At 73.5% G+C, this 25,112-nt stretch carries 23 protein-coding genes; 10 read left to right on the top strand and 13 right to left on the bottom strand.

The features are described from left to right. Positions 1-91: 91 nt before the first annotated feature. On the bottom strand, positions 92-484 hold the full coding sequence (locus ACZ64A_RS32640) for a VOC family protein (protein WP_469815541.1): 393 nt from the start codon (positions 482-484) through the stop codon (positions 92-94). A 152-nt stretch (positions 485-636) separates the two neighbouring features. Between ACZ64A_RS32640 and ACZ64A_RS32635 the strand changes: the two genes are divergently transcribed. After that, positions 637-1,095: a pyridoxamine 5'-phosphate oxidase family protein gene (locus tag ACZ64A_RS32635; protein ID WP_469815540.1), complete on the top strand. Its 459-nt coding sequence runs from the start codon at positions 637-639 to the stop codon at positions 1,093-1,095. A gap of 105 nt (positions 1,096-1,200) precedes the next feature. Here ACZ64A_RS32635 and ACZ64A_RS32630 read toward each other — a convergent pair whose 3' ends face one another. After that, positions 1,201-2,157: a LysR family transcriptional regulator gene (locus tag ACZ64A_RS32630; protein ID WP_469815539.1), complete on the bottom strand. Its 957-nt coding sequence runs from the start codon at positions 2,155-2,157 to the stop codon at positions 1,201-1,203. A gap of 89 nt (positions 2,158-2,246) precedes the next feature. On the opposite strand from ACZ64A_RS32630, the gene ACZ64A_RS32625 reads away from it, so the two are divergent. The 3 genes from ACZ64A_RS32625 (at position 2,247) to sph (ending at position 5,276) form a co-directional block, all read left to right on the top strand. Next, positions 2,247-3,167 carry a zinc-binding dehydrogenase gene (locus ACZ64A_RS32625; RefSeq protein ID WP_469815538.1) on the top strand — a complete coding sequence of 307 codons (921 nt, stop codon included), beginning with the start codon at positions 2,247-2,249 and terminating at the stop codon, positions 3,165-3,167. Then, positions 3,164-4,156, top strand: coding sequence for an alpha/beta hydrolase family protein (locus tag ACZ64A_RS32620; protein WP_469815537.1), 993 nt, complete (start codon positions 3,164-3,166; stop codon positions 4,154-4,156). Before ACZ64A_RS32625 ends, ACZ64A_RS32620 begins: the two co-directional genes overlap by 4 nt. A 136-nt stretch (positions 4,157-4,292) precedes the next feature. Beyond that, positions 4,293-5,276, top strand: coding sequence for a sphingomyelin phosphodiesterase (gene sph / locus ACZ64A_RS32615; RefSeq protein WP_469815536.1), 984 nt, complete (start codon positions 4,293-4,295; stop codon positions 5,274-5,276). On the opposite strand, the gene ACZ64A_RS32610 is transcribed toward sph, so the two are convergent. The 7 genes from ACZ64A_RS32610 to ACZ64A_RS32580 form a co-directional block, all read right to left on the bottom strand. Beyond that, the gene (locus tag ACZ64A_RS32610; protein WP_469815535.1) at positions 5,264-6,178 is read right to left on the bottom strand and encodes an aldo/keto reductase; all 915 of its coding nucleotides are present in this window, start codon (positions 6,176-6,178) and stop codon (positions 5,264-5,266) included. The two genes, sph and ACZ64A_RS32610, sit on opposite strands and share 13 nt — an antisense overlap. Positions 6,179-6,237: 59 nt before the next feature. Next, complete coding sequence (locus tag ACZ64A_RS32605; protein ID WP_469815534.1) at positions 6,238-7,557, bottom strand: aldehyde dehydrogenase family protein; 1,320 nt, start codon at positions 7,555-7,557, stop codon at positions 6,238-6,240. Positions 7,558-7,625: 68 nt separating this feature from the next. Continuing rightward, entirely contained in the window at positions 7,626-8,813 is a 1,188-nt protein-coding gene (locus tag ACZ64A_RS32600; protein WP_469815533.1) for an RNA polymerase sigma factor, read from the bottom strand. Further along, positions 8,810-9,163 (bottom strand): YciI family protein, encoded by a 354-nt coding sequence (locus ACZ64A_RS32595; RefSeq protein ID WP_469815532.1) that lies wholly within the window; start codon positions 9,161-9,163, stop codon positions 8,810-8,812. Before ACZ64A_RS32595 ends, ACZ64A_RS32600 begins: the two co-directional genes overlap by 4 nt. A gap of 125 nt (positions 9,164-9,288) precedes the next feature. Further along, positions 9,289-10,431, bottom strand: a complete 1,143-nt coding sequence (locus tag ACZ64A_RS32590) for an LLM class flavin-dependent oxidoreductase (protein ID WP_469815531.1) — start codon at positions 10,429-10,431, stop codon at positions 9,289-9,291. Between the two features lie 67 nt (positions 10,432-10,498). After that, on the bottom strand, positions 10,499-11,053 hold the full coding sequence (ssuE, locus tag ACZ64A_RS32585; RefSeq protein WP_469815530.1) for an NADPH-dependent FMN reductase: 555 nt from the start codon (positions 11,051-11,053) through the stop codon (positions 10,499-10,501). Between the two features lie 200 nt (positions 11,054-11,253). Further along, complete coding sequence (locus ACZ64A_RS32580; protein ID WP_361638668.1) at positions 11,254-11,331, bottom strand: putative leader peptide; 78 nt, start codon at positions 11,329-11,331, stop codon at positions 11,254-11,256. Positions 11,332-11,526: 195 nt separating this feature from the next. Between ACZ64A_RS32580 and ACZ64A_RS32575 the strand changes: the two genes are divergently transcribed. After that, positions 11,527-11,967: an SPW repeat protein gene (locus ACZ64A_RS32575; protein WP_469815529.1), complete on the top strand. Its 441-nt coding sequence runs from the start codon at positions 11,527-11,529 to the stop codon at positions 11,965-11,967. A 293-nt stretch (positions 11,968-12,260) separates the two neighbouring features. Here ACZ64A_RS32575 and ACZ64A_RS32570 read toward each other — a convergent pair whose 3' ends face one another. Together ACZ64A_RS32570 and ACZ64A_RS32565 are read right to left on the bottom strand one after the other, a co-directional pair. After that, positions 12,261-13,727: a hydrolase gene (locus ACZ64A_RS32570; RefSeq protein WP_469815528.1), complete on the bottom strand. Its 1,467-nt coding sequence runs from the start codon at positions 13,725-13,727 to the stop codon at positions 12,261-12,263. Positions 13,728-14,175: 448 nt separating this feature from the next. Continuing rightward, positions 14,176-14,883 carry a chaplin gene (locus tag ACZ64A_RS32565; protein WP_469815527.1) on the bottom strand — a complete coding sequence of 236 codons (708 nt, stop codon included), beginning with the start codon at positions 14,881-14,883 and terminating at the stop codon, positions 14,176-14,178. 411 nt (positions 14,884-15,294) lie between these two features. On the opposite strand from ACZ64A_RS32565, the gene ACZ64A_RS32560 reads away from it, so the two are divergent. Further along, the gene (locus ACZ64A_RS32560; protein WP_469815526.1) at positions 15,295-16,890 is read left to right on the top strand and encodes an alpha/beta hydrolase; all 1,596 of its coding nucleotides are present in this window, start codon (positions 15,295-15,297) and stop codon (positions 16,888-16,890) included. 28 nt (positions 16,891-16,918) lie between these two features. Here ACZ64A_RS32560 and ACZ64A_RS32555 read toward each other — a convergent pair whose 3' ends face one another. Next, on the bottom strand, positions 16,919-17,698 hold the full coding sequence (locus ACZ64A_RS32555) for an alpha/beta fold hydrolase (protein ID WP_469815525.1): 780 nt from the start codon (positions 17,696-17,698) through the stop codon (positions 16,919-16,921). Between the two features lie 148 nt (positions 17,699-17,846). Here ACZ64A_RS32555 and ACZ64A_RS32550 point away from each other — a divergent pair, with 148 nt between their 5' ends. The 3 genes from ACZ64A_RS32550 (at position 17,847) to ACZ64A_RS32540 (ending at position 21,786) form a co-directional block, all read left to right on the top strand. Further along, positions 17,847-18,941, top strand: coding sequence for a baeRF3 domain-containing protein (locus ACZ64A_RS32550; RefSeq protein ID WP_469815524.1), 1,095 nt, complete (start codon positions 17,847-17,849; stop codon positions 18,939-18,941). Positions 18,942-19,043: 102 nt separating this feature from the next. Then, positions 19,044-20,069 (top strand): Gfo/Idh/MocA family protein, encoded by a 1,026-nt coding sequence (locus ACZ64A_RS32545; RefSeq protein ID WP_469815523.1) that lies wholly within the window; start codon positions 19,044-19,046, stop codon positions 20,067-20,069. Positions 20,070-20,364: 295 nt separating this feature from the next. Further along, complete coding sequence (locus tag ACZ64A_RS32540) at positions 20,365-21,786, top strand: PP2C family protein-serine/threonine phosphatase (RefSeq protein ID WP_469815522.1); 1,422 nt, start codon at positions 20,365-20,367, stop codon at positions 21,784-21,786. A 91-nt stretch (positions 21,787-21,877) separates the two neighbouring features. Here ACZ64A_RS32540 and ACZ64A_RS32535 read toward each other — a convergent pair whose 3' ends face one another. Further along, positions 21,878-23,374 carry a DNA-binding protein NsdB gene (locus tag ACZ64A_RS32535; RefSeq protein ID WP_469815521.1) on the bottom strand — a complete coding sequence of 499 codons (1,497 nt, stop codon included), beginning with the start codon at positions 23,372-23,374 and terminating at the stop codon, positions 21,878-21,880. Between the two features lie 253 nt (positions 23,375-23,627). Between ACZ64A_RS32535 and ACZ64A_RS32530 the strand changes: the two genes are divergently transcribed. After that, the gene (locus tag ACZ64A_RS32530) at positions 23,628-24,773 is read left to right on the top strand and encodes an aminoglycoside phosphotransferase family protein (protein WP_469815520.1); all 1,146 of its coding nucleotides are present in this window, start codon (positions 23,628-23,630) and stop codon (positions 24,771-24,773) included. Positions 24,774-25,112: the final 339 nt, after the last annotated feature.

Genomic DNA, 25,112 nt, shown 5'->3' with positions numbered 1-25,112 from the left:
TGGTTCGGAAGATGCGGGGGCTGGATCGGACGGCGGGGCCCCGGAGGGGAGTCAGCGGGGACTCAGAGTCCGGCCGGCGGGGCCACGGACGTCAGCCGGCGGGCTGGAGCAGGTCCCAGCGGTTGCCGTACAGGTCCTGGAAGACGGCGACGGTGCCGTACGGCTCGTGCCGCGGCTCCTCCAGGAAGGTCACTCCGGCGGCCGCCATGCGGGCGTGGTCGCGGGCGAAGTCGTCGGTGTGCAGGAAGAAGCCGACACGCCCGCCGGTCTGGTCGCCGACACGGGCCGCCTGCGCCTCGCCCTTGGCCCGGGCCAGCAGCAGGCCGGTGCCGTGGCTGCCGTCGCCGGGCTCGACGACGACCCATCGGGAGCCGTCGGGGCGCGGGGCGTCCTCGGCGAGACGGAAGCCGAGGGCCTCGGTGTAGAAGCGGATCGCCTCGTCGTAGTCGTCGACGACGAGGGTGACCAGGGCGATGCGTCTCATCGGAACCTTCCGTGCGGGTGGTTAGCGGGAGAGGTTATACGTAAAACCTCCCGGACGCCAGTCCCGCTCGGCGGACCTAGGACGACGGCCGTATCCCGGCCGGGACCCCGGCCCGAGGCGCCGGCCCGAGGACCGTGACTACCGTCCCGCACATGAAGATCACCGAGGAGCCCCGCGACGCCGGGCACCGCAAGCGGGACGTGCTGGAGCGGCTGGGCCGGGAGCGGGACGTGTGGGTGGCGACGGCGGACGCCCAGGGTCTGCCGTGCCTGGTGGCGCTGTGGTTCGTCTGGGACGGCGAGTCCGCGTGGATGTCGACCCGGCTCACCCATCCGACCGGCCGCAATCTCCGCGACGGCAGGCGCGCCCGGCTGGCGTTCGGCGACACCCGGGACGTGGTGCTCATCGACGGGGAGGTGGAGAGCTACGGCGCGGCCGAGGTGCCGTCGGCGGCGGGCGGGATGTTCACGGAGCGGACGGGCTGGGATCCCCGGCGTGACAGCGCGTCGTACGCCTTCTTCCGGGTACGGCCGGTCGCGGTCCAGGCATGGCGAGGCGTTCACGAGCTGCCGGGGCGGCATCTCATGCGCGACGGGGTGTGGGTGATCTAGGGGCTGTCGTTTGGATCATCCCGGCGTCGCGGGGTCGGCCCTGGGAGGTCGTCTTCACGGTGTTCCCTGGCCGGCCCCGCCGCGCCCCGGACCGCGGCGCCGGTATCACCCGGTGACCGGGGCCGCCGAGGTGCCGGGGGCGTTCGCGGGCGGTTCGGGCAGCCAGTCGCGGGCCGGGTCGTACTCCAGCCACCGGCTCTTCCCCGCCTGCCCGGCACAGGCGGCCATGAGGTCGGCCAGTCCGGGATGGCCGTCGCCGGCGCGCCACAGCAGCGACCAGGCGTACAGCGGCGTCGGGTGGACCAGCGGCACGCAGCGCACCCCGGGGACGTCCGGCAGGGGCACGTCGGCGGGCAGCAGCGAGAAGCGGTGAGGGTCCTCCGCCACCTCGGCGAGGAAGTGGGCGAGGCCCAGGTTGATGCTCGTGCCCCGGGTCCGGACGGCGAACCGCTCGGCGAACTGGTGGAGGAAGTCGAGCCGGTCGAGCGGGCCGGGCGCCCACAGCAGGCTGCCGCTCAACTGCTGCGGGCGCAACGCCGGTTCGGCCGCGAGGGGATGGTCGGCGCCGAGTACGGCGTCCACCGGCTCCAGGCGGATGAGCCGGTGGGCGAGGCCCGTCGGCAGCGGGGGGTGGACCCGCCCGAAGCCCGCGTCGATGTCGCCGTCCAGCAGGGCCGCGGTCACCGACGCCAAGTCGCGCCCGTGCCCCAGCACCATTTCCCCGGCCCGCCCGGCGACCTGGGCCAGCGTCCGCATCGGCGCGTAGAGATGGCCGAAGACGTCCACCCGCAGGGGACGGTCCTGCCCCACGGCCGCGGCGACCGCGGCGTCCGAAGCCGCCAGGGCCTGCCGGGCCGGCGACAGGAAACGCCGGCCGGCGTCGGTGAGCCGCACCCCGCTGCCGTCGCGCCGGAACAGCTCGGTACCGAGCAGGGCTTCCAGCCGCGCGACCCTCTTGGACAGCGCCTGCTGGGAGATGGCGAGCGTTGCCGCCGCCCGCCCGAAATGCAGTTCCTCGGCGGTGCGCACAAAGGCACGCACCTGCGCCATGTCGAGATCCATCGCCCTCACCTTAGGCGACAACCGGAAGTTGTCGGCCGTGCCCGGGCGTTGTTGGAGGGCGCCGCGGCCGCGGCGGTTGGATTCCCGGCATGCGAAGACTGATTCCCACGGGGGACGCGGCGCGTCCGGTCGTCCTCGCCGAGGTCCCCCAGCCCGTTCCGGAGCCCGGTGAGGCTTTGGTCAAGGTGGAGGCGTTCGCGCCGAACCGGGGTGAGACGTTCCTGCTCGAACACCCACGGCCGGGGCTGCTGCCCGGCAAGGACATCGCGGGGCTCGTCGTCCAGGCGGCGGCCGACGGCTCGGGCCCCGGCATCGGCACCCGCGTCGTCGGGCATCCGCCGCAGGGCGGCTGGGCCGAGTACGCCGCCGTACCCACGCACTCCCTCGCGGTGCTCCCGGACGGCATCGAGTGCGTACGGGCGGCCGCCCTGCCGCTGGCCGGGATCACCGCTCTGCGGCTGCTGCGTACGGCCGGTTCCCTGGCCGGCAGGCGGGTGCTGCTGACCGGCGCCTCGGGCGGGGTCGGTCACTACGTCACCGAGCTGGCCGTCGGGGCGGGGGCCGAGCTGACCGCCGTGACGGCCACCCCGGCCCGGGGCGAGCGCCTCGCGGAGCTGGGCGCGAAGGTGGTGCACGAGGTGGCGGCGGCGCAGGGGCCGTTCGACGTCGTACTGGAGTCGACGGGCGGGCCGGATCTGCCGGTGGCCCTGTCGAAGGTCCGCCCGGGCGGCCTGCTCGTCTGGTTCGGCCAGGCGAGCCGCACCCCGGTGACCCTCGACTTCTTCGACCTGCTCAACGGGCCCGAACGGGTCACCATCCAGCACTTCCACTACGCCGGCGCCCCCTACGGCGCCGATCTCGCCGCGTTGGTGCGCCTGGTGGAACAGGAGCGGCTGCACCCGGAGATCGGCCGGGTCGCCGACTGGACCCGGACCGCCGGCACGCTGGTCGATCTGCGCGAGCGCCGGATACGCGGCAAGGCCGTCCTGCTGACGGGAGGAGCACGATGAAGGCAGCGGAGTTCGCCGCCGCACAGTGGACCCGTGCCACGGGCGCGGGCGTCGACCCCCACGAATACCGGCGCGTCACCGACGGCCTCACCTCCGTGGCCGACTGGGGACCGGCCTTCCTGCGCACCGGACAGGCGTACCTGCGCCGCGCGGAGAGCGCCGGATCGTCCGTCTCCCGGGGGGAACACCTGCTGACGGCGGCCCGCTGGTTCCACCTCGCCACCCTCGCGCCGTACGCGGAGGCGAGCCGTGCCGCCGCCGAGGCGGACGACGCGCTGGGCCGGGCGCTGACCGTGCTGGAACCCGGCGCACGGCGCGTGAGCGGCGAGGGCTTCACCGGGTGGCTGCGCGGCCCGTCGCACGCCCCCGGCACCGTGATCGTCGTCCCCGGCCTGGACTCGGCCAAGGAGGAGTTCCTCGGGGTGGTGTCCGCGCTGCTGGCGAGGGGCCTGGCGGTGTTCGCGATGGACGGCCCCGGGCAGGGCTCGCTCGCCGCCACCACGACCCTGCGAGCGGACTACGAAGAGGTCGTCGGCCGGGTCGTCGACGCCCTCGGCGTCGCCCGCGTCGGACTCGTCGGCCTCAGCCTGGGCGGCTGGTTCGCGGCCCGGGCCGCGGCTCTGGAACCGCGGGTGGCGGCGGTCGCCACCGTCAGCGGCCCCTTCCGCCTCGACTGGGACGAACTGCCTCCGCCGGTACGGGAGATCATGGCCCGGCGCGCCGGAGGAGCCGGTGCCGCCCGTGACTTCGCCCGCCAGGTGGACCTCACCGACCTGGCACCGCGCATCGCGGCCCCGCTGCTGGTCGTGGACGGGGGCCTGGACGTCATTCCCGGCGTGACCGACGGCGAGGCCCTGGCCCGGCTGGCGCCGCAGGGCACCTACCTGTCCGTGCCCCACGGCGACCACCTCCTCGGCAACGCACGTCCCGACTGGCTGCCCCATGTCGCAGATCACCTCATGCACGCGCTGACGCACCCACCCGCATGAGGCGCCGCACCGCAGCACCGCGGGGCAGACAGCCGCCCGCGCGTCACATGGAGCTCCCCCAGGGGTTACCCGGCGGTAATTCCCGGTGGTTTGATGTCCCGCGCCACTCAACGCCCTTCATCCACAGGGAGATCCAGTGACGCTTCCCGCACCGCGCCGCACCCTGGGCGCAGCCGTGCTCGCCCTCGCCCTGCCCGCCGCCGCACTGGCCGGCGCGGCGCCCGCGGCCGCGGCCGATCCCGCGCCGTCGCTGAGGGTGCTGACGTACAACACCTTCCTCATGAGCAAGAACCTCTACCCGAACTGGGGCCAGGACCACCGGGCCGCCGAGATCCCGAAGGCGTCGTCCTTCCACGGCAACGACGTTGTGGTCCTGCAGGAGGCGTTCGACAACTCCGCCTCCGACGCGCTGAAGAGGGCCGCCGCGGCCGAATACCCCTATCAGACGCCGGTGGTGGGGCGCGGCACCAGCGGCTGGGACGCGACCGGAGGTGCGTACTCGTCGACGGCGCCGGAGGACGGGGGCGTCACCGTGCTCAGCAAGTGGCCCGTGCTGCGCAAGGAGCAGTACGTCTACAAGGACGCCTGCGGAGCGGACTGGTGGTCGGACAAGGGCTTCGCGTACGTGGTGCTGAACGTGAACGGCACGAAGGTGCACGTCGTCGGCACGCACACGCAGTCCACGGACCCGGGCTGCGCCGCGGGGGAGGCCGCGGTGACGCGCAGCCGGCAGTTCAAGGCGATCGACGCCTTCCTCGACGCGAAGAACATCCCCGCGAACGAGGAGGTGCTGGTCGTCGGCGACATGAACGTCGACTCGCGCGGCGCCGAGTACGGCTCGATGCTCGCCGATGCCGATCTCGTCGGGGCCGACGCCCGCATCGGGCACCCGTACTCGTTCGACACGCAGGAGAACTCCATCGCCCGCTACCGCTACCCGGACGACCCGCGCGAGGACCTGGACCACATCCTGTACCGCGCGGGGCATGCCCGGCCCGCGGTGTGGAAGAACGAGGTGGTCAAGGAGCAGTCGGCGCCGTGGACGGTGTCGAGCTGGGGCACCGCCTACACCTACACCGACCTCTCCGACCACTACCCGGTGACCGGTTACGCGGGCTGAGAGGCCTGCCCGTGCAGGGCGTTCAGCCGTGACAGCTCGTCGTCGGTGAGGCGCAGGGCTCCGGCGGCCACGTTCTCGGCGAGGTGAACGGGGTTGCCGGTGCCGGGGATGGCGAGCACGTGCGGGCCCTGGTGCAGCGTCCAGGCGAGGCGGACCTGTGCCGGGCTCGCGCCGTGGGCGCGGGCGACGTCGAGGAGCACGGCGTCGTGGTCAGTGGTCGCGCCCTGTTCGCCGGCCGCACCGGCGACGGCGTAGAACGGCACGAAGGCGATGCCCGCCTCGCCGCACAGGCGCAGGACCTCCTCGCTCTGCGGCGTGCGGTGGCCGAGCCCGTAGCGGTTCTGCACGGACACCACCGGCGCGATGGCCCGCGCCTCGGCGAGGTGGCGGGCGTCCACGTTGGAGATCCCCAGGTGGCGGATCAGTCCGGCCTCGCGCAGCTCGGCCAGGGCACCGAAGTGCTCGCTGATCGACTCCTGGCTCATCCTGCGCAGATAGACGAGGTCGAGGTGGTCGCGGCCGAGCTGACGCAGGTTCTCCTCGACGTGGCCGCGCAGTTCCTCGGGCCGCGCGGAGGTGCCCCACTCCCCCGTGTACGTACGGAACGGGCCGACCTTGGCGGCGATCACCAGGTCGTCGGGGTACGGCGCCAGCGCGCTGTTGATGATCTCGTTCGCGGAGCGCAGGGAGGAGAAGTAGAAGGCGGCCGTGTCGATGTGGTCGACGCCGAGCTCGACCGCTTTGCGCAGGACGGCTGTCGAGCGGCTGCGGTCGCTCGGGGTGCCGTGGTGGAAGGCGGCGCTGCCCGTCAGCCGCATCGCGCCGAAGCCGACGCGGCTGACGGTGAGGTCGCCGAGTTTCCAGGTGCCGGCACGGTCTGCGGTGATCGTTTCCGTGGTCATCGGCGGATCCTATCCGTGCGTTTCGCGGGACCGTGCCTCGTGGTGCGCGGGCGGCCGGCTCAGCCGAGCGGCTTGTCGAGGACGGCCTTGCGGTGGCTGAAGGTCTGAAGGGAGTACCGGCCGTGGTAGCTGCCCGTGCCGCTCTCGCCGACGCCGCCGAACGGCAGGTCGGGGACGGTGAGATGGGCGAGCGGCAGCCCGTACCCGAGTCCGCCGGAGGAGGTCTCGGCGGCGACGCGGCGGCGGGTGTCCTCGGAGCCGGAGAAGACGTACAGGGCGAGCGGCTTGTCGCGTTCGTTGATGAAGGAGATGGCCTGGTCCAGGCCGGGCACGGTGATGATCGGCAGGATCGGGCCGAAGATCTCCTCCCGCATCACGGGGGACGCCGGGTCGACGTCGGCGAGGACGGTCGGCGCGAGGTACTTGTCGTCCCGGTCGCCGTCGCCGCCGACGACCACGCGGCCGGAGCCGAGCAGGGCGGTGAGCCGGTCGAAGTGGCGTGCGTTGACGATGCGGCTGTAGTGCGGGGAGGTCTGCGGGTCGCTGCCGTAGATCTTCTCGACGGCGGCGGCGAGGGCCGGTTCGAGGGCTGCGGCCGTGTCCGGGTCGGTCAGGACGTAGTCGGGGGCGACGCAGGTCTGGCCGGCGTTGAGGAACTTGCCGCGCACCAGCCGGTCGGCGACGACGTCGAGGTCGGCGCCGGTGTCGACGAACGCCGGGGACTTGCCGCCGAGTTCGAGGGTGACCGGGGTGAGGTGCTCGGCGGCGGCGCGCATGACGACACGGCCGACGGTGCCGTTGCCGGTGTAGAAGATGTGGTCGAACCGCTCGGCGAGCAGGGCGGTGGTCTCCGGGACGCCGCCCTCGACGACGGCGATCGCGTCGGTGTCGAGGTGGGCGGGCAGCAGCCGGGCCAGCGCGGCGGAGGTGGCGGGCGCCAGCTCGCTGGGCTTGACGACGACGGCGTTGCCGGCGGCGAGGGCGCCGACGAGCGGGGCGAGCAGCAGCTGGGCGGGGTAGTTCCAGGGGGCGATGACGAGGACCACGCCCAGGGGGTCGTACTGCGTCCACGCGGTGGCGTCGGCGCCGAGGTGGGCCGGGACGGGGGCGGGCTCGGGGCGCAGCCAGTCGTCGAGGTGGTCGAGGGTGTGGTCGATCTCCCGGACGGTGAAGTCGATCTCCGTGCGGTAGGCCTCCGCCTCGCTCTTGCCGAGGTCGGCGTGGAGGGCGGTGGCCAGTTCGGCGCCCTGGCCGGTGAGCATCGCGCGCAGGGCGTGCAGCTGGGCGGTGCGCCAGGCGACGGGCTGGGTGCGGCCGGTACGGAAGGTGGTGCGCAGGCGGGCGACGGTGGCGCTGATCTGCTCGGGGGTCTGGTTCACAATGCCTCCTCGGTGGATGCATTTGCCAACCTTTCAGGTACCGAAATGAATTCCCGTGGTGATCGGGATCACCGGACCAGCTCGCGGCGGCGTCGCTCCAGGTAGCCGCGTTCGGCGGGGTCCGCGGCGAGCGCGAGGGCCCGGTCGTACGCCCGCACGGCGTCCGCCGTACGCCCCAGCCGGCGCAGCAGGTCGGCGCGTACGGCGTGGAAGACGTGATAGCCCTCCAGGTCCAGGGCGTCCACCAGGCTCAGTGCGGGCTCGGCGCCCTGCGTCTCGGCGACGGCCACCGCCCGGTTGAGGGCGACGACCGGGCTCGGCGCGAGGGTCATGAGGTGGTCGTACAGCCGGCGGATCTGCGCCCAGTCGGTGGCCTCGGCGGCGGGTGCGTCGCTGTGTACGGCGTTGATCGCGGCCTGGATCTGGTACGGCCCGGGCCGGTTGCGGCGCAGGCAGCGGCGGACCAGATCCTGTCCCTCGGCGATCAGCGCCCGGTCCCAGCGCGAGCGGTCCTGTTCGGGCAGCGGGATCAGGGCGCCGGAGGGGTCGGTGCGCGCGGGGCGGCGCGAGTCGGTGAGCAGCATCAGCGCGAGCAGGCCGGTGACCTCGGGTTCGTCCGGCATCAGCTCGGCCAGCAGGCGGCCCAGCCGCACCGCCTCGGCGCACAGGCCGGGGTCGCCGGCGTATCCCTCGTTGTAGATCAGGTAGACGACGGCGAGCACTCCGCGCAGCCGGTCGGGCAGGTCGGCGTCGCGGGGCACGCGGTACGGGATGCGGGCGTTGCGGATCTTCGCCTTGGCGCGCACCAGGCGCTGGGCCATCGTCGGCTCGGGGACGAGGAACGCGCGGGCGATCTGCTCGGTGCCGAGGCCGCCGAGCAGCCGCAGGGTGAGCGCGACCTGCGCGGACGTGGCGAGCGCGGGGTGGCAGCAGGTGAAGATCAGTCGGAGCCGGTCGTCGCGCACGGGGCCCTCCTCGGCGGGCGGGTCGGCGGCGTACAGCCGGGCCGCCTCGGCGTGCCGGGCGTCCCGCGTCGCCTCGCGGCGCAGCCGGTCGACGGCGCGGTTGCGGGCGGTGGTGATGATCCACCCGGCGGGACTCGGCGGCACGCCCCGCTCCGGCCAGGTCCGCAGGGCCACCGTGAAGGCGTCCTGCACCGCTTCCTCGGCGAGGTCGATGTCGCCGAGGGAGCGGACGAGGACGGCGACCGCGCGGCCGTACTCCGCGCGGAAGACGGACTCGACGTCTTGTGTCATCGGTCCGCTTCGCCCATGAAGGGCCGCACCTCGATCGGCAGGGTCGTCGCGAGGGCGGCCTTGCGGCCCCAGTGGAGGGCGGCGTCCAGATCCGGCGCGTTGATCAGGCAGATGCCGCCCAGGTGTTCCTTGCCCTCGGCGTACGGGCCGTCGGTGATCAGCACGTCGCCGCCCTTCGGGCGCAGCACGGTGGAGGACTCCGGTCCGTGCAGCCCCCCGGCGAACACCCAGGCGCCGGCCTCGCGCAGTTCCTGGTGGAACACCTCGAGGTTCGCGCCGATCTCGGCGAGCACCTCGGGCGCGGGCGGCTCACCGGCCGGCTGCATCACGCTGAGCAGGTAGTACGTCATGACGGCCTCCTCGGCCTCGTGGGGTTGTCTCACCTCCTACACGAACGGCTCCGACCGGGATCGACACCCGGGCCGAAGGAATCGGGAAAAGTTTCCGGCGGTGCCGGTGCCGTGCCGACCTTCACCTAGCTCGCGAACGGCACCTGGGCCACGGCCGGGGACGCCGGGGCGGACGGGTGGCGCCACCGTCCCTGCGCGGCCAGCCGTGGCAGGACGCCCTCGCCGAACCAGTACGCCTCCTCCAGGTGCGGGTAGCCGGACAGCACGAACTCCTCGATACCGAGGGCCGCGTACTCCTCGATGCGATCGGCGACCTCGTCGTGGCTGCCGACGAGCGCGGTGCCCGCGCCGCCGCGCACCAGGCCGATGCCGGCCCACAGGTTGGGGTGGATCTCCAGGCCGTCGCGGCCGCCGCCGTGCAGCGCGAGCATCCGCCGCTGGCCCTCCGACTCGCTGCGGGCGAGCCCGGCCTGCACCGCCCGTACGGTCTCGGGGTCGAAGCCGGACAGCAGCCGGTCCGCCTCGGCCCACGCCTGCGCGGCGGTGTCACGGGTGATGACGTGCAGCCGGATGCCGAAGCGCAGGGTGCGGCCGTGCCGGGCGGCGAGCTTCCTGATCCAGGCGATCTTCTCGGCGACCTGCGCAGGCGGTTCGCCCCAGGTGAGGTAGACGTCCGCATGCCGGGCGGCGATCTCCCCCGCGATGGGCGAGGAGCCGCCGAAGTACACCTGCGGGACGGGGTCGGGCAGCCGGGCGAGCGAGGCACCCTCGACCCGCAGGTGTTCGCCGTGCAGATCGACGCTCTTGCCTTCCCACAGGTCCCGCACGATCTCCAGGAACTCGCCGGTACGGCGGTAGCGGGCGTCCTTGTCGAGGAAGTCGCCGTAGGCGCGCTGCTCCTGGCTCTCGCCGCCGGTGACGACGTTGAGCAACAGCCGTCCGCCGGAGTGCCGTTGGAAGGTGGACGCCATCTGCGCGGCGAGCGTCGGGGAGACGAAGCCGGGCCGGAAGGCGACGAGGAACTTCAGCCGCTCGGTGTGCCGGCTGACCATCGCGGTGGTCAGCCACGCGTCCTCGCACCAGGCACCGGTCGGGGTGAGCGCGCCGGTGAAGCCGAGGTCCTCGGCGGCACGGGCGATCTGGCTCAGATAACCGACCGTGGGCGGCCGGTCCCGGCCCGAGGCGGTGGCCGGGGTGCCGTGGCCACCGCCGACGACATCGCGGCTGTCACCGTTGGTGGGCAGGAACCAGTGGAAGGTCAGGGACACGAGGGATTTCTCCGTTCACGCGGGTCCGGCGAGGTCAGCCGGGGCTCAGGGGGACGGCGGCGGGCGGTCAGCTCGCCGCGGCCAGGACGGGGCTGCGGTGCAGGGCCGCCCCGAACTGGTCGACGACCTGCTCCAGGGCCTGCGCGGTGGCCGGGGCGACGCTCACCGAGCCGTCCTCGCGGACGGTGATGTCCTTGTCGAGGGTGAACCAGCCGGGGACGATGTGCGCGGCGCCCATGGAGTTCAGCACCGGGCGCAGCGCGTAGTCGAGCGCCAGGACGTGCGCGGTGCTGCCGCCGGTGGCCAGCGGCAGGACGGTCTTGCCGGTGAGCGCGTACTGCGGGAGCAGGTCCAGCAGCGCCTTGAGCACGCCGGAGTACGCGGCCTTGTAGACGGGCGTGCCGACGACGACCCCGTCGGCGCGGGCGAACAGTTCGGTGGCCTCGACGATCGCCGGGTGCCGGAAGTCGGCGCCGAGGAGGGCCTCGGCGGGGACGGTGCGCACGTCGAGCGGGATGACGTCGTGACCCTGCGCGGCCAGCCGCTGGTCGAGATGGCGCAGCAGACGGGCGGTCCGGGAGGAGGCGGAAGGGCTGCCGGAGACGGACAGGACGGTGGCCATGGGTCCTCTTTCTTGCAGGGCTCCGGAGGCGGAGCTGCGCGGTGCGCGGCGGCGGACGGGCACGCGGGCGTGGTGGCGCGGCCGCACGCACGGCTGCGCGGGGGTGCGTGGTGGCGGGGCGAGGGAGCACGTCTGCTTCAGGGCAGGCGGCGGGAAGCCGGTTGCGTCCGGCTGGTGAGGAAAAGAGGCGCGGCGTTGCGTCAGGCCGCGAGGCGACAGGAGGCGCTGGAGACGCGCGCGAGGTCGACGTGGCGTCGCCGCGTGAGGTCCAGTCGCATGGTCATGCCATGGATCGTGGCAGCAGCGCACGAGGGCCGTCAAGGAAAACCCGGTCGTTCTCGCATCGCGGACCGGGCGGGCCGCCGCCCGCGCGAACTCTCCACATAAAGGTGAAATAAGCGCAGAATGGGCGAAGCGGCATAGACCGCTTCCCGTACCGGAAGCGGTCGGCCGCCAGTCGAAGGAGACGAGTCATGGCCAACCTCTCGCACGGCAGGGGTGACATCAGCACTCACCCCGACGTCTCCGAGATGCAGGCGCGTTACGCCCGCATGCTCGGCGGTCGCGATGTGGCGCTCGTGGACGGACCGGTGTTCCTGCTCGGCCTGTACTGCGCCGTGTCCCCGTGGATCGTCCACTACACGACCAGCCAGCCCCCGCTCGTGACGCACAACCTCATCATCGGTATCGCGATCGGCCTCCTGGCCCTCGGTTTCACCCGCGCACCCGAGCGCATGTACGGCCTGAGCTGGGCCATGTGCGCCCTGGGCGTCTGGATGATCATCGCCCCGTGGGTCGTCGGCAGCAGCCCGGACACGGGCGTGGTGGTGAACAACATCGTCATCGGCGCCCTGGCGCTGGTACTCGGAATGCTGTGCGCCGGTACGGCGGCGAGGAGCACGCCCCGGCCGTGACGGCAGGTCGCGACCCCCGCACGACCAAGTGAGGCACACACAGAAGAAGGTGAAGGAGAAACGGGCCGGCCCGCATGAAGCGGACCGGCCCTTCGGCGTGCGGTCACGGGGAGGGGGCGCAGCCTCGGGCGCACCGCACGAGGTGGGCGCGTCGAGGGGCGGGGCCTCCGCCGCCGAACCGGCGCCCGCCGTGCCGCCGCGCCGGCCGCATCCACGCACAGCCCCCCCCCGGGGCCGAGCGGCTGTACGTCAAGACGGTGAAGCTCGCGGACAGGGTCTCCGTCGCCCCGGCCTCAGCTCACGTCGAGCGCGGTGTCGTCGAGGACGAACGAGGTCTGGAGGGTGGAGCCCTCCGTGCCGGTGAACTTGACCGTGACCGTCTGCCCGGCGTAGCCCGCGAGGCTGAAGCTGCGCTGGGTGTAGCCGCTCGCCGCGTTCAGGTTCGAGTAGGTCGCGAGCGTCGCCAGCACGGTGCCGCTGCTGCTGAGGACCTGCGCCTTGAGCGTGTCGTAGGCCGTCGTGGTGGTCGTCTCGGCGGTGTCGACGTGCAGGTAGAAGCGCAGGGTGGCGTTCGTGCACCCGGCGGGGACGGTCACGGACTGCGCGAGGGTGTCGGTGTGGGCCGCGCCGTAGCCGTTCAGCCAGGCCTTGTAGGAGCCCGTGCGGGCGGCCTCGCCGGTGTCGTTGCTGATGACCCCGCTGGAGGCGGTCCAGGCGGTGGCGCCGGACTCGAAGCCGGGGTTGGCGAGCAGCTGGGCGGCCGTGCACGTGCCGGTCCCGCCACCGCCGGTGCCGCCCCCGCCCGTGGTGCCGGCGCCGGCGAGCCAGGCGGTGGCGTTCAGCGCGAGCGGGGCGTCGGTGGCGCTGGTGTCGTTCCAGCCGTCGTAGAGGGTGTTGCCGGACTGGCCGGTGCCGTCGTCGATGGGCGAGCTGTCGCCCCAGAACGCGACGCGGCCGCTGCCGAAGGTGCTGGTGGCGAAGAACGCGCCGGTGTTGCCCGAGTAACCGGTGCGGTACAGCAGGCCCTTGACGTTCGGGTTGTCGGCGGGCTTGAGCGTGGCGGTGGTGCCGTTGGCGATGAGGCTCTTGGTGACGGTGCCGAAGGAGCCGTGCAGCACGGGGTCGGTGGCGTCGCTGATCGCGGCCGGGTGGTCGGAGCCGATGTTCAGCGCGTCGATGGAGAAGCCGAACGGGTCGGTGGAGTCGACGCTGTTGTTCGTCATCAGGTCGTTCAGGATCTCGACGGCGTCCTGGCCGTCGTTGTTGCGGTCGGCCCCGGTGTGGTCCGAGATCATGAACAGACCGCCGCCGTTCTTGACGAAGGTCATGATCGCCGTTTTCTCGGCACTGGTGAACAGCGTGTTGGGCTCGGGCAGGACCAGGGTGTCGAACCGGGACAGGTCCGTCGCCGAGGTGCCGCCGTAGCTGAGGCTCGAACCGGACGGCAGCGTCTTCAGGCTGTAGTCGCCGGTCTTCTGCAGCGCCACGCCCCAGGAGGACAGGGCGCCCGTCCAGTCCGTCTCGGCGGACGGGGTGGCGTTCTGGCCCAGCGGGTCCGGCTGGCTGGTGGAGATGATCCAGTCGGCGTTGCCGGCCGTCTCGGCGTGGGCGTTGTCGAACAGGACACGGTGGGGGGTGGCCGTGGCCGCGTGGGCCGGGGTGGCCGTGGCACCGGTCTGCAGCGCTGCTCCGGTGAGGCACAGGCCGAGGACGGCGAGGACGGTGGTGACCGTACGGCGGGGTCTGGTCGATCCGGACATCCGGCGAACCTCCGGGTGAGGGGGGAGAGAAGGCGGTGGGGGCGCCGATCTCCGCGCGTAGAGAAGAGCCGAGCGGGAGTGTTCTACACGCGTGGAGACAGTTGAAAGGTACATGGCATGACGGGGCGGTGAACAGACCGCGCGTCGCCGGTGGAGCGAGTCGCCGGACGCGTCGGATGCTTCCCGGGGCGGCCCGGTGGCGCACGCCTGGGTGGGGATCGGCCGGATCGTCTACGCCGTCTCGTCCGCGCGGCCGTTCCATCGGAGGGGAGCCGCCGCCCCGGCCGCGCCCGTCGGGACGGGCGCGGCCGGCGACCGCGGCGGTGCGTCCGACAGACGCGCGCCATGACCGGGTGGGCGTCGACCGGGTGGGCGTCGACCGGATCACCGAGCGGTCGCGCCCACGACGACCGGCTGGACGCTCTGCCCATGACCCCCGCGAGTGGGATCAGCGTCCGGTCTGCGGGCGGAAGCGCCGGTAGAGCGCTGCGCCGCCGAGGACGAGGGCCGCGCTGCCCACGGCGGCGGGCACGTTCAGGTCCGCGCCGGTGTGCGCGAGGGAGCTGACGGCCTGCCGGCTCGGCGCGTGCGGCGCGGGGTGCCGCTTCGGGGGCGCGGCGGGGCGCGGGGTGGGCCGGGCGGGGCCGGGAGAGGGGTGGCCGCCGGAGTGGTTCACGGAGGTGTTGCCGGTGGCCGGGTTGCCGACGCCGACGACGTTCACGCTGTTGCCACTGACGTTGACCGGCAGGTCGACCGGGAGCTGGATGCCGTTGCCGGAGAGCACCCCCGGCGAGTCGGACGTGACGCCCCCGGCCCGCGCCCCGCCGGAGGTCCCGGAGGAGGAGGCGCCCGGGGCGGAGCCACCCGAACGGGTGTGGCCCGAGCCTCCGGCGCCCGCAGCGGGCGCGCCCCCGCCGGAGGTGTTCGCGCAGCGGTTGCCCGCCGCCGGGTTCAGCACACCGGCCACGCTCACCGTGTTCCCGCACACGTTCACGGGGACGTGCACCGGGAGCTGGACGGTGTTGCCGGAGATCAGCCCGGGTGATCCGGCGGCCGTGCCGTCCGCCGCGGAGTCGGCGTACGCGGCCCCCGTCAGGGCCATCGCGCCCGAGGCGGCGGCGACGGCGATCAGACCGTTTCGGGTAACCCGTCTCATAGGTTCCCTGCCTTCCAGACATGGACGCGGGCGCTCGCCCGCACCGACTGGAACGCGGTCCGGCGGCCCGGGTTATGGGCGTATCGGACGTTGATTGTTTCTTCACCCCATCGAGCGGCATGTTTGTCGAACAAGCGGTAAAGACGCACGGGCCGTGACATCCCGGGCGCAGCCCGGCCGCCCGGTACGGCACCGCACCACCGGCCTGATGCGGGGCCGTGCCACCCGCCGGTGCTGAGCCGTGCCACCAGCCGGTGAGGGACGTGCCACCCGCCGGAGCGGAGCCGTGGCAACCGCCGGGGCGGGGTCCTGCCACCGGCCCGTGCGCGGACGGGCGGGGTGCGCGCCGCCCGCTTAAGGTGAGCGAGGGCGCCGGTTCCGGTCCGCGACGGGGCGCCCTGGGAGGCAAGGATGCTGTCCGAGCGGTCGACGCGGTCCGCGGCGATACGCCGCTGCGCGCTCTCCGGAGCCCTTGGGCTCGCCCTGCTGGGTGCCGGGGTGCCCGCGGCGTACGCCGGTTCCGGGCCCGACCTCAGCCGGTTCTACGAGCAGAAGATCACCTGGGGCCGATGCCAGGGCGACGGAATGCCCCGGGACCTGCAGTGCGGGAAGATCACCGTCCCGCTCGACTACGCGCATCCCCGGGCGGGCACGCTCGACCTGGCCCTGGCCCGTTACCGGGCGACCGGCCACCGGCGCGGCTCGGTGCTGCTCAACTTCGGCGGGCCGGGCGGTGCGGGCGTGCCCCAGCTCGCCCAGGGCGGCAAGGACTTCATGGGACTCACCAACGGCTACGACGTGGTGACGTTCGACCCCCGCGGCGTCGGCCGCTCCTCCCCCGTCAGCTGCGGCGAGGGCGAGGACGACACGTTCGCGGCGGCCGGGGCCCAGGACGAACTGGCCGACCCGCGGGCCGCGCTGGAGCAACTGCGCCAGGCCGCCGCGGCCTGCGCCCGGCACTCGGGCCCGGTGCTGCGGCACATCGGCACGGTCGACGCGGCCCGCGATCTGGACGTGATGCGCGCGGCGCTCGGCGACGGCAAGCTCAACTACCTGGGCTTCTCCTACGGCACCCGGCTCGGCGCCGTCTACGCGGCCGAGTTCCCGGACAAGGTGGGCCGGGTGGTGCTGGACGGCGTGGACACGCTGACCGAGTCGCTGGCCGAGCAGGGCATCGCGGGGGCGCAGGGGCAGCAGGTGGCGCTGGACGACTTCGTCGACTGGTGTGTGCAGGACATCGCGTGCCCGCTCGGCCAGGACGCGCGCTCGGCCCGCGAGCAGGTCGTGAAGCTGGTCCACTCGATGGACGCGGACCCGGTGCCGAGCGGTATCGGCAAGCCGTTCTCCGGTCAGGACCTGGTGGGCGCGATCGGGCAGGGGCTGTACAGCAAGGAGCTGTGGCCCTCGCTGGAGCGGGCGCTGGCCGAGCTGGTCCAGGACGGCGACACCGGCGGCGTGATGGGCTTCGCGTCCGGCGGCTTCGCACCGCCGGCGCCCGTGGTGCGCCGCGACCCGGGCGATCACGGGGGCGGCGGGCTGACGGACGCCGAGGACGTCCCGCTGGACAACCCTCCGGCGGCCCTGATGGCGATCAACTGCGCCGACGATCCCGACCGGCCCTCGGCCGCCCGGATCACCGCGGACCTGGGCCGGCTGCGCGCCGCCTACGAGCAGGCCTCCCCCGTCTTCGGCCGGTTCCGGCTGACGCAGGTGCTGATGTGCTACGGCCGTCCCCCGGGCACCGATTTCATCCGCGAGAAGGTCAAGGACCTGCACACGGCGAAGATCCTGCTCGTGGGCACGCGGGGCGACCCGGCGACGCCGTACCGCTGGACACAGGAGACCGCCGAGCGCCTCGGCTCTTCAGCGGTGGTCCTGGACAACCGCGGCGACGGCAACACGGGTTACGGCTCGTCCAAGTGCGTGCACCGCAAGGTCGACGACTTCCTGCTGTACGGATCGCTGCCGGTGAGCGGCAGCTCGTGCGGTCCGGACGAGGACGACTGACGCCGCGAGCCGCCGGCGCACCTCGTGGTCAGGCGGCCTGGCCGGTGAGGAACCGGTCGATCGCCCGGGTCAGCTCCCGCGGCTTCTCCAGGGGCAGTTCGTGCCCGGCGTCGATCAGCCGGACGACGGCGTCCGGGTAGGCGGTGGCCATGCGCAGCATCTGCGCGAGGGGCAGCTGGACGTCATGGGTGCCGTGCACGAGCAGGGTGGGCGTGCGGATCTCGCCGACCCGGTCGAGGACGTCGAAGGCCCGCATGGCGCCGAAGAGGGTCATCACGACCTCGCGCGGCACGGCGGCGGAGGCCGCGATGTACCGGCGGATCTCCTCGCGCGGGTGACCGGGGGCGAAGGCGCGCCGGATGTTGGCCGCGATGAACAGGCGGTACGGCACACGCGTGGACGCCGCCATCAGCATGCCCCGGGCGCGGCTGTACGTCATACGGCCGGTGGTGCCCACCAGTACCAGCCGCTCGACGCGCTCGGGACGGGACAGGGCGATGGTCTGCGCGATCATCCCGCCCATGGAGTGACCGGCCAGGACGCACCGCTCGACCCGGAGGTGGTCGAGCAGCGCGAGTACGTCGTCGGCCAGCGCCGCGATGGTGCTCACGCCCGCGCCGCTGCTCTCGCCGTGTCCGCGCAGGTCGAGCCGGATCACCCGGCGCCGCCGCGCGAAGTGGTCGAGCTGGTGGTCCCAGCGGTGCCGGTCGGCGGTCCAGCCGTGCACGAACACCAGGGGCGCCGCGCCGTCGCGGGGGCCCTCGTCGTCGTACGTGAGCGTCGCGCCGTCGACCTCGAGCTGCGGCATGGGCGTCTCCTGGGAGCAGTGGGTTACTGGCGGGTAGCGTAACGGTCCGCACGGCGTGCGTCATCGCCGCGGGGTGCGGAAAATCCGCGCTGCGCCGGCCCCGGTTACCCCAAATGCCCGATACGCGAATCGGCCCTATGGTGCTGTCATGGAGCATGCACTGAGCCCTGCGACTCTCGCCGAACTGCGCCGACCGCGCCCGTATCCGGCGGTGTCCGTGCTGACACCGACGCACCGCCGCGAACCCGACAACTCCCAGGACCGGGTCCGGCTGCGCAATGTCGTGGCCGAGGCCAAGCGCCGGCTGGAGGCCGATCCGGCCGTCAGCCGGGAGCGGCGCGCCGAGGTCGCGCGCGAACTCGACCGGGCCCTGGCGGAGGTGGACCTCACCCACACCGAGGACGGGCTGGTGATCTTCGCCGCCCCCGGTGAGCACCAGGTGTGGTCGCTGTCCCGCTCCGTGCCGGAACGGGTGGTGCTGTCGGACACCTTCCTGACCCGCAACCTGGTCTCCGCCCAGGCCGCCGACCGCCCGTTCTGGGTGCTGTCGGTCTCCGCCGACCGCGTCACACTGTGGAGCGGCGGCCACGACCGGGTGGTCGAGGAGCACACCGGCGGTTTCCCGTTGGTCCGCAGCCGGGACAACTTCGACGCCGAACGCATGGAGCGCATCGGCGACCTGCCGAGCACGTTCCGCGACGAGGGCACCCGGCAGTTCCTGCGCGAGGCCGACACGGCGATGACCGAGGTGCTGCGCCACGACTCCCGGCCGGTCTTCGTCACCGGCGAGCAGGCCGCCCTGTCCCTGTTCGACGACGTCGGCACGGTCGCCAAGTGCGCGGTGCACATACGCCACGGCGGACTCACCCACGCCTCGGCCGAGGCGGTGTGGCAAGCCGTGCGGCCCGTCGTGGCGGATCAGCAGCGCAGGACGGCCGACACGGTCGCCGGGGAACTCGAAGCGGCGCGCGGACGGCGCGCGTTCGCGGCCGGGCTCGACGAGATCTGGCGCAGCGCCCGCGAGGCCCGGGTACGGCTGCTCGCCGTGGAGGAGAACTACCGGGTGACGGTCCGCGACGTCGGTGACCACCTGGAGCCCGCCGAGGGCGGTGAGCTCGACGCCCGCGAGGACATCGTCGACGAGATCGTCGAGCAGTGCCTGGAGACCGGCGCGGACGTGCGGTTCGTCCCCGACGGCTCACTGGCCGACGCGGAGGGCATAGCGGGCGTGCTGCGGTTCTGACGCTCCCGGGCAGTGCCCCGTGCGGCCTTGACGGCCGTGACACCCTCAGTCGCGTGCGCCGCCGGGCGGGCGCGCGCGACCCGGGAGGGAGCCGTGGGAGACGTGAGCGATCCGCTGGGTGTGGCCGTGCTGGGCGCCGGGCACATGGGTGCCGACCACATACGCCGTCTGGACCGGGTGGTGAGCGGGGCACGGGTCGCCGCCGTGGCCGACCCGGACACCGGGCGTGCCAAGGAGGCCGCCGCCGGCATCGACGGGGTGAGCGTGCACGCGGACACCGAGGCCGCGCTGGACGCGCCGGGAGTGGCGGCCGTACTGATCGCCTCCCCCGGTCCGGCGCACGAGGAGGCGCTGCTCGCGGCGTTCGCGCGCGGACTGCCGGTGCTGTGCGAGAAGCCGATGGTGCCGGACTCGGCGGGCGCCCTGCGGGTGGTCGAGGCGGAGGCGCGGCTCGGCCGGCGGCTGGCGCAGATCGGTTTCATGCGCCGCTACGACGCCGAGTACCAGCGGCTGAAGGCGCTGCTGGACGGCGGCGGGCTCGGCCGGCCGCTGATGCTGCACTGTGTGCACCGCAACGTCTCCTCCCCGCCCGGCTTCACCAGTGCGATGCTGGTCAACAGCTCCGTCTCGCACGAGATCGACGCCGCGCGCTGGCTGCTCGGGCAGGAGCTGACCGCGGTGACCGTGCTGCGTCCGCGCCCCTCCGCCGGTGCCCCCGAGGGGCTGGCGGACCCGCAGTTCGTGCTGTTCGAGACCGACCGGGGCGCTCTGGTCGACGTCGAGGTGTTCGTCAACTGCGGCTTCGGCTACCAGGTGCGCTGCGAGGCCGTGTGCGAGGCGGGCAGCGCGCGGATCGGCGAGGACCACGGCATGGCGGTCACCGCGCGCGGCGGCGCGGGCGTCGAGGTGCCGCAGGACTATCTGGTGCGGTTCGCGGACGCCTACGACCGCGAGGTGCAGGCCTGGGTCGACGCCACCCGCGCGGGCCGGGTCACCGGTCCGGGCGCGTGGGACGGCTACGCCGCCTCCCTGGTCGCCGAGGCCGGGGTGCGCGCGCTGGAGAACGGCGGGCGCGTGACGGTCGAGCCGGCCCCGCGCCCGGCGCTGTACGCCGGGACCGGCCGCTGACGCGGGCGGGCTCCGGGGGCCGCCGAGGCGGGCGAACACATGCCCGTCGAACACCCGCTTGAACGTCTGCGCGACTCGCCCGATGGTCCGTCAAGTCTCGTACGGGTATTACGATTTGCCTGCGACGGCACCCTACGTCAGCGGTACCGCCGCACCCCTCCGGGAAGACTGTGGCATATGCCAGAAGCACCACCGTATCGTGTGGTGCCAAATCCCTTACACGGCATCGCGCGCTGTGCAACAGTCGTAACCGGTCCCACCCGTCCGGCCGTACCGTCCCGCATCGGAGTGCGTCATGCCGTCCCATGTCTCCGCGGACCGCTCTTCCGCCCAGCCGCCCTCCCGCGGCTCGGTGGACGCGCTGATATCGCAGACGCGGCGGCTCAAGGGTGACGTGGACGCGGTACGGCGGGACACCCAGGGCGACGGCAGCGACCCCGCGGAGCGCTGGCAGCGCGCCCTGTACGAGCTGGCGCTGCACCAGCTCGACGACCTCGACGAGCACCTGGCGCAACTGCGGGACGGCCCGCTGCCCCCCGGGCCCGCGACCGAGGAGCCGCCCGCCGGGGCCGAGCAGGCACCGAGCGGTGCGCTGATCGGCCGGGTCGGCACCGCGGAGTGGAACCTGCTGACCGACGAGGCCACCTGGTCCGGCGAGCTGTACCGGATCCTCGGCCGAGACCCGTCCGGCCCGGCGCTCACCCTGGACGAACTGCCCTCCCTGGTATTGGAGGAGGACCGGCCGCAGCTGACGGCGATGGTCACGGACTGCCTGATCGACGCCAAACCGATCGACGGCGAGTTCCGCGTCGTGCGCCCGGACCGCGAGATCCGCACGGTGCACATGATGGGCGAGCCGGTGCTCGACACCGACGGCAGTACCACCTCGATGTGGGCGGTGCTGCGTGACGTCAGTGAACTGCGGCGCAGCGAGCGGGCGGTGAGCGAGACCCGTGACTCGCTGCGGCGCCGCCGGCAGCGGGCGCAGACCGAGCACCGGGTCGCGGTCGAGCTGCAGGAAGCCGTGCTCCCCCCGTGGCACGGCTCCCTGCGGCTCCCGCGCCGCGGCACCGGCTCCCTCGACATCGCCGCCCACTATCTGCCCGCCGCGGCCGGCGAGCTGATCGGCGGCGACTGGTACGACGCCCTGGAACTGCCCGCGGGCGAGAGCCTGCTGGGCGTCGGCGACCTCACCGGCCATGGACCGGCCGTGGCGTCCACCATGGCGATGCTGCTCGGCGCCGTGCGCGGCATGGCGATGGCGGGCACCGCACCCGGGCAGCTCATGGCGCTGCTCAACCAGTTACTGGACACCGCCGGCCGGCCGGCCCTGGGCAGCGCCGTCTGCTGCCGCTACCGGCCGGCCGACCGCACCCTGGTGTGGGCGCAGGCGGGGCACCCCGCCCCCGTGCTGTACCGCGCCGGGACGGGGCGCCGGCTGGTGCCCCCGGACGGCGTGCTGCTCGGGGCCACCCCGACCGCCGGCTACGGCCAGGCCGAGGAGACCCTCGAGGTCGGCGACGTACTCCTGCTGCACACCGCGGGCCTGCTGCCCTCGCACGCCGCGACGGACGGCTCCGACGCGCTGCTCGCTCTCGCCCCGCGGATCGCGGAGGCCCCCGACGCGCAGGACTGCGTGCGCGCGGTCGTGGCGGAGTCCGACGCCGCCGAGCGCCAGGACGGTGCGTGCGTCCTGGTGGCCCGGGTGGAGTCGTAACCCCTTCGCCCGTCTCTCACGCGGGGAACGCGCCCGCCGCTGTCACCCGGGTCGCCCGCTCCTCGCTCCTGGTGACGGGACGGCCCGCTCGCTACGCCGGTGCGCTGCCTCCCGCCCTGCTGCTCTTGCCCTTGGGCAAGGCCTGCATGATCTCCTCGCGCAGTTCCTGGATGCCCGGGTAGCCGGCGTACTCGGCGGTGAGCCGGTACATCTGGCGCAGCCGGTCCCAGGTGCGGCGGGAGGAGTTCGAGCCCATCGACATCAGGGCCAGCCGGGCGTAGCGGTCGGCCTGTTCGGGGTCGTCGGCGATGAAGCAGGCCGACGCCATGGACAGATGGTCGAAGATCTTCGAGCGCTCCCGGCCGTCGATCCGCAGGTCCAGCGCCTTCTGCGCGTAGTACTGCGCGTGCACGGCCGCGTCGGGGTCGAACTCCGCCAGGGTGCGGTAGGCGAGCGCCTGCATCCCGTACAGGTCCTCGGCCTTGAAGGTCTGCATCCAGTCCGGCGTCTCCTCGTCGGCCTTGTCGGAGACGAAGAGGTCCTCGGCCTGGCCGAGGGTGCGGCGCATGGCCTGGCCCTTGCCCATCGACGCCTGCGCCCAGGCCTCGATGGTGTGGAACATCGCCTTGGTCCGGGGCAGCAGCCTCTCGCCCGAGCCGGTCTGGGCGAGTTTCATCAGGTCCAGCGCGTCGTCGGGCCGGCCCAGGTGCACCATCTGCCGGGCCGCCCGGGACAGCGCCTCGCCCGCGCGCGGGCGGTCCCCGCCCTCGCGCGCCGCGTGGGCGGCGATGACGAAGTACTTCTGCGCCGTGGGCTCCAGGCCCACGTCGTGCGACATCCAGCCGGCCAGGACGGCGAGGTTGGCGGCGACGCCCCACAGGCGGCGCTGGATGCCCGGCGAGTGGTGGTAGGCGAGGATGCCGCCCACCTCGTTGAGCTGGCCCACCACGGCCTTGCGCTGGAGCCCGCCGCCGCGGGCCGCGTCCCAGGCGCGGAAGACCTCGACCGAGCGTTCGAGTTCCTCGACCTCCTGCGTCCCGATGGGGGCGGCCTCGTAGCGGTCGTACCCGGCGGGGTCGGCGTGCAGGGGGTGGTCGATGTGGGGGGCGTCGGCGGAAAGGGTCGGGTCGGTGTGCAGCCAGTCGTGCATGGCTCCGCTGAGTGCGGATCCCGCGGCGAGCGCGGCACCCGCGCCCACCAAGCCGCGTCGGTTGAGCATGAGGTCCATTCCCGTGAATTCGGTGAGGACCGCCGCTGTCCGCTCGGGCGCCCACGGCACACCGTCGGGATGCTCCACGCTCCCGTCGCCCTGCCGTTTCCCCGCGCGCCCGTGCCGGACCAGACCGAGGTCCTCGATGGTCACGACACGGCCGAGACGCTCGGTGAACAGGGCCGCCAGCACCCGCGGCACCGGATCGCGCGGGATCTCTCCCGTCTCGATCCACCGCCGCACCCGTGAGGTGTCGGTCGACAGCTGCGGGTGGCCCATGGCCGCCGCCTGCTTGTTGACCAGCCTCGCGAGTTCTCCCTTGGACCAGCCGGCCATGCCGAACAGGTCCGCAAGACGGGTGTTGGGTTGTCCGCTCACTCAAGCCCCCAGGTTCTCGGCTGAGTTGACAGTAGCCCGGTGGGAGGTGCCGAGCGACTATTCGCCAGGGTTCGCCAGGGTCCGCCAGATGGTGTGCCAGTGGCCGCCGGGTGTCAGGTAGATATGCGCCACCCCGACCCGGTCGCCACCCGCTCGCAGCCATCGCGACGGGCGCACTCCCCAGGGTGCACCACGGCGGCCGGGGCGGACGGCGCTTTGACGTCGCAGGCACACGAAGGGATCTGTTTCGCCCATGTACGCAGCATCGTCCTCCGTGTCCGCCCCGCCCCGGCCGCTGCTCCCCCGCCCCGCGGTGGGCGGCAGCGGCCCCTATCTGGCCCCCACGCGTGGGGCGGCCCCCGTGCTCGGCGCGGCCCGCGGCCGGCGCGGCCCGGGGGCCGGCACGCAACCGCTCAGCGGGAGACTCGACTTGTCCGGCCCCCAGGGAGCGCAGCTGCGCTCGGCGATCGCGTCGGTGCACCGGATCTGCCCGGAGTTCTCCCCGGTGCAGGTGCTGCGCCGCAGCGGACGCTCCGTGCTCCTGGTCGGCACGACCGGTCGCAGCACGGCCGTCGCCAAGTGCTTACTGGACCACTCCCCCGAGTGGGCCGAGCGGTACCGGCAGGAGATAGCCGCATACCGCACGTTCGTCCGGCACCGCCCCCCGGTGCGGGTACCGAGGCTGATCGCGGCGGATCCGGACAACGGCACACTGATCGTCGAGCGGATGCCGGGACGGGTGGCGGCACTCCAGCGGCACCCGGTGGAGGCCCCGCCGCGGACGGACGTACGGGCGGCACTGTCGGCGATCTGCCGGCTGAACGCCTGGCGGCCGCCGGCCGGGACCTTCGGCGCCCCGCTGGACTACGCGGCCCGGATCAACCGCTACCACGAACTGGGCCTGCTCACCGACCGCGACCTGGGCGACCTGCAGAAGCTGCTGCACGGCATCGCGCACGCGGCGGGCCGGGGCGGCATGGGCCAGTTCTGCCACGGCGACGCCCTGCTGTCGAACCTCCTGCTGTCGCCGGCCGGTCCGGTGCTGGTCGACTGGGAGCACGCGGGGTGGTACCTGCCGGGCTACGACCTGGCGACGCTGTGGTCCGTGCTCGGGGACGCCCCCGTGGCCCGGCGGCAGATCAGCCAGCTCGCGCAGCAGGCGGGTCCGGCGGCCCGGGACGCCTTCCTGGTGAACCTGATGCTCGTCCTCACCCGGGAGATCCGCACCTACGAGACGGCCGTGCAGCGTTCGATGCACGACGCTCCCCCGGCCGCCCCGGGATCGGCCCACCCCGGCGCCGCGCCCTCCGGCGAGGAACTGCGCCTGCTGCTGCGCCGCCTGCACGACGACTGCCAACTGGTCCGCCGGGCGGTACGCGCGGCGGTCGGCACCCGCTGACCGGCGCCCCGAGGGAAGGTGCCGCGCGCCGACGGCCCGCGAGGGCGGCGACGCGGCACCCGTGGAAGGCCTCCTCCAGCGGTGCGGCGGGCCGCCGTGGGCCGGCCGCCCGATACCCCGGCCGCCGGGCACCGGCACCCTCCCACGCCGGTCGGTGCCCGCACGCCGGGGCCGTGGTCCGCGGTGCGCTCGCAGCGGCGGCGCACCGCGGACGGCCGCCGGGTGGCGGACCACAACCACTGGTATGGGCCACTGACGCCGTGCAGGCGGGTGAACCACCCGCCGCGAAACCCGCCCCACCCACCGTCTGACGTGGGAAATCGCCTCCATGACCGCATG

This window comes from Streptomyces sp. NPDC104814 (assembly GCF_055583185.1).
Note: the sequence above shows the minus strand (reverse complement) of the source record. Positions and strands in the feature narration are given on the sequence as shown.

Excerpts from the sequence above, each read along its gene's own strand:
- ACZ64A_RS32555 (WP_469815525.1), bottom strand. The coding sequence starts at position 17,698 with ATGCCGCAGCTCGAGGTCGACGGCGCGACGCTCACGTACGACGACGAG.
- ACZ64A_RS32610 (WP_469815535.1), bottom strand. The coding sequence starts at position 6,178 with ATGACCACGGAAACGATCACCGCAGACCGTGCCGGCACCTGGAAACTC.
- ACZ64A_RS32595 (WP_469815532.1), bottom strand. The coding sequence starts at position 9,163 with ATGACGTACTACCTGCTCAGCGTGATGCAGCCGGCCGGTGAGCCGCCC.
- ACZ64A_RS32560 (WP_469815526.1), top strand. The coding sequence starts at position 15,295 with ATGCTGTCCGAGCGGTCGACGCGGTCCGCGGCGATACGCCGCTGCGCG.
- ACZ64A_RS32540 (WP_469815522.1), top strand. The coding sequence starts at position 20,365 with ATGCCGTCCCATGTCTCCGCGGACCGCTCTTCCGCCCAGCCGCCCTCC.
- ssuE (WP_469815530.1), bottom strand. The coding sequence starts at position 11,053 with ATGGCCACCGTCCTGTCCGTCTCCGGCAGCCCTTCCGCCTCCTCCCGG.
- ACZ64A_RS32580 (WP_361638668.1), bottom strand. The coding sequence starts at position 11,331 with ATGCGACTGGACCTCACGCGGCGACGCCACGTCGACCTCGCGCGCGTC.
- ACZ64A_RS32640 (WP_469815541.1), bottom strand. The coding sequence starts at position 484 with ATGAGACGCATCGCCCTGGTCACCCTCGTCGTCGACGACTACGACGAG.
- ACZ64A_RS32635 (WP_469815540.1), top strand. The coding sequence starts at position 637 with ATGAAGATCACCGAGGAGCCCCGCGACGCCGGGCACCGCAAGCGGGAC.
- ACZ64A_RS32550 (WP_469815524.1), top strand. The coding sequence starts at position 17,847 with ATGGAGCATGCACTGAGCCCTGCGACTCTCGCCGAACTGCGCCGACCG.
- ACZ64A_RS32625 (WP_469815538.1), top strand. The coding sequence starts at position 2,247 with ATGCGAAGACTGATTCCCACGGGGGACGCGGCGCGTCCGGTCGTCCTC.
- ACZ64A_RS32600 (WP_469815533.1), bottom strand. The coding sequence starts at position 8,813 with ATGACACAAGACGTCGAGTCCGTCTTCCGCGCGGAGTACGGCCGCGCG.
- ACZ64A_RS32630 (WP_469815539.1), bottom strand. The coding sequence starts at position 2,157 with ATGGATCTCGACATGGCGCAGGTGCGTGCCTTTGTGCGCACCGCCGAG.
- ACZ64A_RS32570 (WP_469815528.1), bottom strand. The coding sequence starts at position 13,727 with ATGTCCGGATCGACCAGACCCCGCCGTACGGTCACCACCGTCCTCGCC.
- ACZ64A_RS32575 (WP_469815529.1), top strand. The coding sequence starts at position 11,527 with ATGGCCAACCTCTCGCACGGCAGGGGTGACATCAGCACTCACCCCGAC.
- ACZ64A_RS32565 (WP_469815527.1), bottom strand. The coding sequence starts at position 14,883 with ATGAGACGGGTTACCCGAAACGGTCTGATCGCCGTCGCCGCCGCCTCG.
- ACZ64A_RS32530 (WP_469815520.1), top strand. The coding sequence starts at position 23,628 with ATGTACGCAGCATCGTCCTCCGTGTCCGCCCCGCCCCGGCCGCTGCTC.
- ACZ64A_RS32620 (WP_469815537.1), top strand. The coding sequence starts at position 3,164 with ATGAAGGCAGCGGAGTTCGCCGCCGCACAGTGGACCCGTGCCACGGGC.